The organism is Pseudomonas sp. GXM4 (assembly GCF_008923895.1).
GTDB lineage: Bacteria > Pseudomonadota > Gammaproteobacteria > Pseudomonadales > Pseudomonadaceae > Aquipseudomonas > Aquipseudomonas atacamensis.
Genome location: NZ_WBRZ01000254.1, coordinates 1 through 7,812 on the forward strand (window position 1 = coordinate 1; position 7,812 = coordinate 7,812).

Sequence of the window (7,812 nt, forward strand, 5' to 3'; positions counted from 1 at the left end):
CGGGACGCCCCGCGTCCCTACCGAAGCTGGAACGCAGAGCGTCCCTTGAGGCATTCCCACGCAGAGCGTGGGAACGATCATGTGGGAGCGAGCCTGCTCGCGAAAACGGTCAGGCAGTCGCCGCAGAAATTTCTGGCTCAACCACCGCCACCAATCCCTCCTTCATCCGCTGCGCATCGCGAACAAAACACCGCGATGCCAGAAACAGAAAGACCATCGTCAGGAACAGCGCCACCGGGATCAGGTACATCGCGTCGTGCAGGCCGACAGCCTTGAACGCTTCGGTCATCTGCTCAGCCCCTGCGGCCAGCATTGCCGTATGCGCGAAGTGATCCGACAGACCACCCACGACCACCGGACCCAACCCGCCGCCGAGCAGATACAGACCGGCAAAGAACAACGCCATCGCCGTCGCCCGCAGGCGCGGTTCGACGACATCCTGAATCGCCGTGTACACGCAGGTATAGAAGTTGTACGCGAACAGCCAGCCGACACTGAACACCGCGACGAACACACCGATCTCGATGCGCCCGGCATGCAGCGCCCACGCCGTGCACAGGGTCGAAATGATCAGACTGAACGCGGCAAACAGCAGCCGCCCACTGGCGAAACGCTGATGAATCTTGTCGGCGATCCAGCCGCCAAGGGTCAGCCCGACCAGTCCGGTGACGCCGACGATCACGCCCGTGGCCACCGCCGCCTCCTGCAACGGCATGAGGAAATAGCGTTGCAGCATCGGCACCAGAAACGAATTGCAGGCATAGGTCGCGAAGTTGAAGCACAGCCCGGCCATCACCAGCCACAGGAAGGTCGGCACAGCGAGAACGCGGCGGATAGGCCTGTCGACTTTCTCTTGCGAGACCTGCACGGTTTCCGCTGCGCCGCGTTTCGGCTCTTTGATGAAGAACATGAACACCGCGAGGATCAGCCCCGGCACGGCGGCGATGAAGAACGGCGCGCGCCAGCTGTCGAAGGCCTTGACCATCGCGCCGATGGTGAAGAACGCCAGCAGCAGCCCCAGCGGCAGGCCAAGCATGAAAATACCCATCGCCCGCGCCCGACGGTGCGCCGGAAACAGATCGCCGATCAGCGAGTTGGCCGCTGGTGCATAACTGGCTTCGCCGATGCCGATGCCCATGCGCACGATCAAAAAGCTCCAGAAACTGCCGACCATACCGTTGACCGCAGTCAGCGCACTCCAGGTGGCCAGGCCCCAGCCCATCAGTTTGCTGCGTGAACCGGTGTCGGCCATGCGCCCGAGTGGCAGGCCGGCAATGGCGTAAACGATGGTGAACGCAGTGCCGATGATGCCCAGCTGAAAGTCGCTGAGGTGCCACTCCATGCGGATCGGTTCGATGATGATCGCCGGGATGGTGCGGTCGAAGAAATTGAACAGGTTGGCGAGGAACAGCAGGAACAGAATGCGCCAGGCATTCGCCGCTTGGGTCGAGTTCTGCATGGGTCCGTCTCTTTATTGTTATGGGGGCTTCACTGCCAGCGCGTCGAGCCCGGAACCTGCAATCTAGTCAGCCGCGCGGGGGCTGTCTGTCATCATTCGTCAGCCTGATATCGACCCATCGCACTGTAACGAAACGTAAGCCCTTGATAAGTCTGGAATCCCCCGCCATACGGGGCTTTCGCGGCAAAATCCGGCGACAAAAAAATAGTTTCGCGCCCCCCTTCCCAACGCCATGGCAAAGCCTAGAATGGCGGCCGGATCCGTCCGGATCTTCCGATCAATCCCTTTGATACCCCCGCCCATGTCCGAAGCCAGTCCGTGTCTGAATTGCGGTGCCTGCTGTTCCCACTTTCGCGTGTCTTTTTTCTGGGGTGAGTGCTCATCCTCTGGCGGGACGGTGCCCGATGAACTTGTTGCGCAGATCACCCCGAGCCGGGTGGCAATGATCGGCACCGATCGCAAACCGGCGCGTTGCATGTCTCTGGCGGGTGAAGTCGGCAGCGCCGTGGCCTGCACGATCTATGACAAACGTTCGAGCACCTGCCGCGAGTTCGAGGCGTCGTGGGAGAACGGCGAGCACAATCCCGACTGCGACAAGGCCCGCGCCGCCCACGGCCTGCCGCCCTTGCCGCCACACTGGAACGACCTGCCGCTGGAGCGCATTGCCTGAGCCTTAGCGCGAATCGCTATGAGGCTAATGGCAAAATCATTACCACCAATGTGCCACTACGCCTTGCAGCGTGAAAACCGCCTCTATACTGCTTTCATTCGCCTGCGTTGATTGACGCAAGGGCCAGATGAATCCGAGACGGGGCACGCTATGGAGTGGCTTGGTTTGCAGTTTGTTGCCGAGCTGCCGGCGAGCGGGCAGATTCTCCTCGATTGCAGCCACAACCCTTTGTTGGTGATGGTGGCCTATCTGGTCGCCTGCGCGGCGAGTTTCGCCACCCTGGACATGGCAGAGCGCCTGGTGCATGCCGAAGACCCGGGGTCGCGGCGAATCTGGCGCTGGATCGGTGCGACCTGCCTGGCCGGCGGCATCTGGGCCATGCACTTCATCGGCATGCTGGCCTTCCAGACCCCCATCGATATTCAGTACGACCTCGGCATCACCCTCTTGTCGTTGCTGATCGCCCTGCTCGCCTCGTGGCTGGCCATGCATACCCTCAGTGAGGTGCAGCCGAGCGCACTGCATTGCCTGAAGACCGCGTGTGTCATCGGTTTGGGTATCGCTGGCATGCATTACGTCGGCATGGCCGCGATGAAGTCGAGCGCCACCGCCTACTATCAGCCAGGGCTGTTCGCGCTGTCGGTGCTGATTGCCATCGGCGCCAGTTTCACCGCGCTGTGGGTGGCGCGCTATTTGAGCGAAGGCAGTGGCGTGGCGCATCAATTGCTCAAGTACAGCGCGGCGCTGATTCTCGGCGCCGGCATCATCAGCATGCACTTCACCGGCATGGCTGCGCTGGATCTGGTGCTTCCCGAAGGTGCCCTGGCAGCGAGCGGCAGTGAAACCGGGCATTTGCAACTTGGCCTGACCGTGGCGCTGATCATCCTGCTGATTCTCGGCAGTGCGATCAGCGCCGCCCTCGCCGACAAAAAGCTGCAGAACAAGGAAAACGACCTACGCCGGGTCAACGCCTTGCTCAGCCAACTCGATCAGGCGCGTATGTCTTTGCAGCAAGCGGCCAATTACGACGCGCTAACCAACCTGATCAACCGCCGTGGTTTCAATCAGATGTTCGCCGAAAAACTCAGCCAGAAAACCAGCGAGGGCGGCATGCTCGCGGTGATGTTTCTCGACATCGACCACTTCAAGCGCATCAACGACAACCTCGGCCATGACGCCGGTGACGCGCTGCTCAAAGTCATCGCCCAGCACATCAAAAGCTCGGTGCGCAGCCATGAAGACGTGGTCGCGCGGTTCGGCGGCGACGAATTCTGCATCCTCATCAGCCTGCGTGACCGCGAAGAGGCGCGTGGTATGGCGCAGCGCATCATGCACAAGATGAAAGAGCCGATCGAACTGGCCGGCCGGCGCATGGTGATGACCACCAGCATCGGCATCAGCCTGTTTCCCGAAGACGGCACCACTTGCGAAGAGCTGCTCAAGCACGCCGACCTGGCCTTGTACCAATCCAAGGGCGCCGGGCGCAACGGTCTGCACTTCTTCAATTCCAGCCTGAAGACCCGCGCCAGTTTCGAGCTGCAACTGGAAGAGGAACTGCGCAGTGCGCTGCGACAAGACCACGCGCTGATGCTCTACTACCAGCCGATATTCGAAGTGAAAACCGGACGCGTAACCAAACTCGAAGCGCTGATTCGCTGGCAGCATCCGGTTCACGGTTTGCTTACACCGGATCGCTTCATCGGTATCGCCGAGAACAACGGTTTGATTGCCGAACTGGACAACTGGGTGTTGCGCCGCGCCTGCAAGGATCTTGGCGAGCTGTCGCGGCATGGTTGTGCCGAATTGAAAATCGCCTGGAACTGCTCGCCGCTGAATCTGGCGCGCGAAGAGCTGGCCGAGGAGATCGAACACGCCTTGCACACAGCAGGTGTGGCCCCGGAACGCCTGGAACTGGAGGTCACCGAAAACGCCTTGATGGGCAATATCGCCGACACTCTGGTGCTGCTGCGGCAGATCCGCGCCCTCGGTGTGTCGCTGTCGATCGATGATTTCGGCACCGGCTATTCGTCGCTGGCCTACCTCAAGCGCCTGCCGCTGAACACCCTGAAAATCGACCGCTCGTTCATCCTCGACATCCCCACCGCCACGGCGGACATGGAGATCGTCCAGGCGATCATCGTCATGGCTCACACCCTGCATCTGCAGGTGGTCACCGAGGGCGTCGAGAGCCTGGAGCAATACGAGTTTCTCGAGCGTTCGGGCTGCGACTTCATTCAGGGTTATCTGCTCAGCCGCCCGGTGCCGCTGGACGAATTGCGCGCGGTGCTCGATGAAATCAACCAGCGCAAACCCGTCCTCGGGGTCAATCCGTTGAGTCTGGCGCGCGATACATTTGCACCAGCGTCGCTGGATCCTTCGCTAAAAAGCCTTGCGCCCCATGCAGGCGCATCAATTGTGCGGCCAATCCGCTGATTGGCGTCGCCGAGCCCTGCTCGCGGGAAAATTTCACGGCTGTGTCGAGATCCTTGAGCAGCGTGCGCACGTGCCACTTGATCGGTTCGAAACGGCTTTCGGCCATTTGCGGGGCAAGGATCTGCAACGGCTTGGAATCGGCAAAACCACCGGCCAGCGCCTCGGCGATCAGACTGGCATCAACCCCGGCCTGCTCGGCCAGCGCCACCACTTCGGCAATCACCAGCGCATTGCAGGCGACGATCATCTGGTTGCAGGCCTTGGTGACCTGGCCGGCGCCGATGCCGCCCATGTGCGTGACGCGCTGACCGAGGTTGAGCAGCACCGGGCGCACGCGCTCAAGATCTCCCGCTGCACCACCGACCATGATCGCCAGACTGCCAGCCTCGGCGCCGGCCACACCGCCGGACACCGGGGAGTCAAGCCAGCCCATGCCGCTTTTCTCGGCCAGCGCTGCGGCCATTTCGCGAGTGGCGGTCGGTTCAAGACTGGAGAAATCCATCAATAGCTGGCCTTTTTTCGCCCCTTCGGCGATGCCGCCAGTGCCAAACACCACCTCACGCACCACGGCGGTATCGGCCAGACACAGCATGACGATGTCGGCGTGTGCGCACAGGTCAGCCGGGCTCGATACCTGTCGGGCGCCGGCCGCAACCAGCGGTGCGCACTTGTCCGGGTTGCGGTTCCACACCGTCAACGGGTAACCCGCGGCCAGCAGACGCCGGCACATGGGCAGGCCCATCAGGCCGATTCCGGCAAACCCCAACGAAGGTAGCGTTGACATCATTTCGCCTCTTTTCGATTAAAGATCACCGAATCATGGCCGATTCATCAACGATCAGGAAAGGATTCCGCCCGGCGATCAGACCAGCCAGCACTACGACGCCCGGGCCGTATTCGCGCACACAAGACGCGAGATCTTATTCCGTGAGGTTCGCCGGCACTGTTCGGCGGGCCAACCCAGTCCAGGTAAATGGCGCACCATGACCTCTAAAAACAACCCCGCCAGTGCAACAGCCGATCTGACCCTGAGCCCCGCCGCGAACAGCGCGTCATTATCCAGACCGACGCAGCCTTCGCGCCCGCTGTCGACCCAGCAATACCTGTACTTCACCGAGACCAACACCGACCGCATCCTCGATAACCTCGACGGCCTGCGCGATTCGGTGTTCCCGCGCCCGGCGCATCAGGAAGGCGACAACGAGCAGCACAACGATCAGGAATTCCCCTCGGTGTGCCTGATCGGCCTCGGTCGCTGCGGCTCCAACATCGCCCTCGACGTGGCGGAGCTGGTGTACAACGCGCGCAAGTTCTACCTCAACGAATTCAACAACGAAGACCGCCCGAGCGACCGGCGCCTGGCGGACAAGGGCTACAGCCCGGCGCAGTGGATCAAGAACAACCTGCGCATCGGCACCAGCAAATCGACCAAACCGGTGTTTCTGGTAGAACCGCTGGTGATGCTCGGCGACCTCGACAAGGACATCGCCGGGCGCATCCGTTTCTCGCGCAAGGGCGAGAAAAGCGGCTTCCTGCGCGACTACAGCAAAATGAAGATCATGGACTTGTCCGAAGTCCACGCCGGTGGCGCCGGTAACGCGCCGATCCTCGGCCAGTACCTGGCGAAGATCATCCTCAACAAGGACACCCAGCGCTTCTCCAGCCCCGACTGGAAAATGATCCACTCGTACCTGATCGACAGCTGCGGGATCAAGGCCAACCAGTCGCGCCTGTATTTCTCGATCTTCAGTGCCGGCGGCGGTACCGGTTCGGGCATGGCCTCGGAGTTCGGTCTGGCCCAGCAGCACTCGTACATGAACAAGACCTTCGACACCAAGCCGATGGATGAGCATGACGGCAAGAGCGGTCATTCGTTTGTCTTCGAGCCGATCTTCACCAGCGGCATTTGCGTGCTGCCGAACATTTCCGACCACCGCAGCGAAATGTCCGAGGCGCTGCACATCAACGCCGGGCGCCTGCTGTGCAAATACCTGTCGGAGGAATGGGATTTCTCCTACAACTTCGCCAACGAAGACAGCAGCGAAGCCAGCGTGATGGGGCGTATCCGCCCGTGGAACGCGATGATGCTGATCTCCAACGACATCATGCGCTACGCCGAAGAAAGCGATGATGGCAACATCCAGAACATTGATGTCAATGCCATGGAGAAGCACGCCAACCAGTACATCTCGCAGCAGATCTTCAACATTCTGACGGCGCAGGCAGTCACCACTGACTATGATCAGAACTACTTCCGCCGCGCCGGCATCGACATCGGCGAAACCATCCGCCTGGACGCCAACGACCTGTTCATGAGTCTGGCCGGGCCGGTGGCGATTGCCTACGCCGAATCGGTAGTCCCGGAAACCCCGCCGCCGAGCAGCGACAAGTTCAAGGTCTTCGACAAAGAGCCGCAGCGCCTGAACATCGACGACCTGTTCTTCCGTTCGATCGACCTGCCGCACTTCAACAAGGTCACTCAGGCCATCGAAGGCATCAGCCTGCTGCCGATCGAATCCAAGCGTTATCGCGCTTCGCTTGAGCAGTACAAGAATTCCGGCTACGACGCCGCCGCGCTGCACGACCTGCACTTCTTCAAGAATTGCTCGTCGGTGGTGTCGATCGTCTCGCTGCCGAAAGACTACAAACTGTCGTACATGGACCTGAACCGGTTGAAGACCCACCTCAACAGCCTGTTCCCCAACACCACGCTCAAGCGTTACGCGCTGGTGATCGGCGCTTCGGCCAACCTGTCGCTGACCACCCTGATAGCCAAGAGCCCGTGCCTGTCGGACGACTTCCTCACGCTGATCGTGGCGTTCATCAAGCGCTGCTTTGCGAAGAATCCGTACCGTTTCGACGAGACGCTGGATAACTCGATTCTCGACTTCATCATTCAGGAAGACTTCGACGAAGAGCGGATCGACGACCTGCTCAACGAATTCGAAAACCCGGCGAAGATCCTTGATACCAACTGGTACGCGATCAAACCGATGTACGAGAAGAAATACCGCGAGCTGATCAACGACAAGGACAAGTTCGTCTCGATCAATGACATTCGCCTGTCGCGTGATTGCGTGAAGAAGTCGATCAAGTACCTGCGCGAGATCTACCGCCACCGGATTGGCAAGACCAAGGTGATTTCGCTGAATAACCATACCGGGAAGACTTACTCGGTCTGATCAAAACCGAGTCGTCGCCATCGCTGGCAAGCCAGCTCCCACAGATTTGTGGTGCGCACAATATTAGT

5 protein-coding genes are annotated in these 7,812 nt (G+C 60.5%); 3 read left to right on the forward strand and 2 right to left on the reverse strand.

Features of this window, described 5'->3' with window-relative positions; translation table 11 throughout:
• Positions 1–109: 109 nt before the first annotated feature.
• Positions 110–1,459 carry an MFS transporter gene (locus F8N49_RS22760; protein ID WP_041478024.1) on the reverse strand — a complete coding sequence of 450 codons (1,350 nt, stop codon included), beginning with the start codon at positions 1,457–1,459 and terminating at the stop codon, positions 110–112.
• A gap of 301 nt (positions 1,460–1,760) precedes the next feature.
• Between F8N49_RS22760 and F8N49_RS22765 the strand changes: the two genes are divergently transcribed.
• Both F8N49_RS22765 and F8N49_RS22770 read left to right on the forward strand, forming a co-directional pair.
• Positions 1,761–2,129 carry a YkgJ family cysteine cluster protein gene (locus tag F8N49_RS22765; protein WP_024011928.1) on the forward strand — a complete coding sequence of 123 codons (369 nt, stop codon included), beginning with the start codon at positions 1,761–1,763 and terminating at the stop codon, positions 2,127–2,129.
• A 150-nt stretch (positions 2,130–2,279) separates the two neighbouring features.
• The gene (locus tag F8N49_RS22770) at positions 2,280–4,562 is read left to right on the forward strand and encodes a bifunctional diguanylate cyclase/phosphodiesterase (RefSeq protein ID WP_151552693.1); all 2,283 of its coding nucleotides are present in this window, start codon (positions 2,280–2,282) and stop codon (positions 4,560–4,562) included.
• Here the strand turns inward: F8N49_RS22770 and F8N49_RS22775 are convergent.
• A complete protein-coding gene (locus tag F8N49_RS22775) occupies positions 4,453–5,349 on the reverse strand; it encodes an NAD(P)-dependent oxidoreductase (protein ID WP_178117063.1) in 897 nt (298 codons plus the stop codon). The genes F8N49_RS22770 and F8N49_RS22775 overlap by 110 nt on opposite strands.
• A 196-nt stretch (positions 5,350–5,545) precedes the next feature.
• On the opposite strand from F8N49_RS22775, the gene F8N49_RS22780 reads away from it, so the two are divergent.
• On the forward strand, positions 5,546–7,744 hold the full coding sequence (locus F8N49_RS22780) for a hypothetical protein (RefSeq protein ID WP_073475861.1): 2,199 nt from the start codon (positions 5,546–5,548) through the stop codon (positions 7,742–7,744).
• Positions 7,745–7,812: the final 68 nt, after the last annotated feature.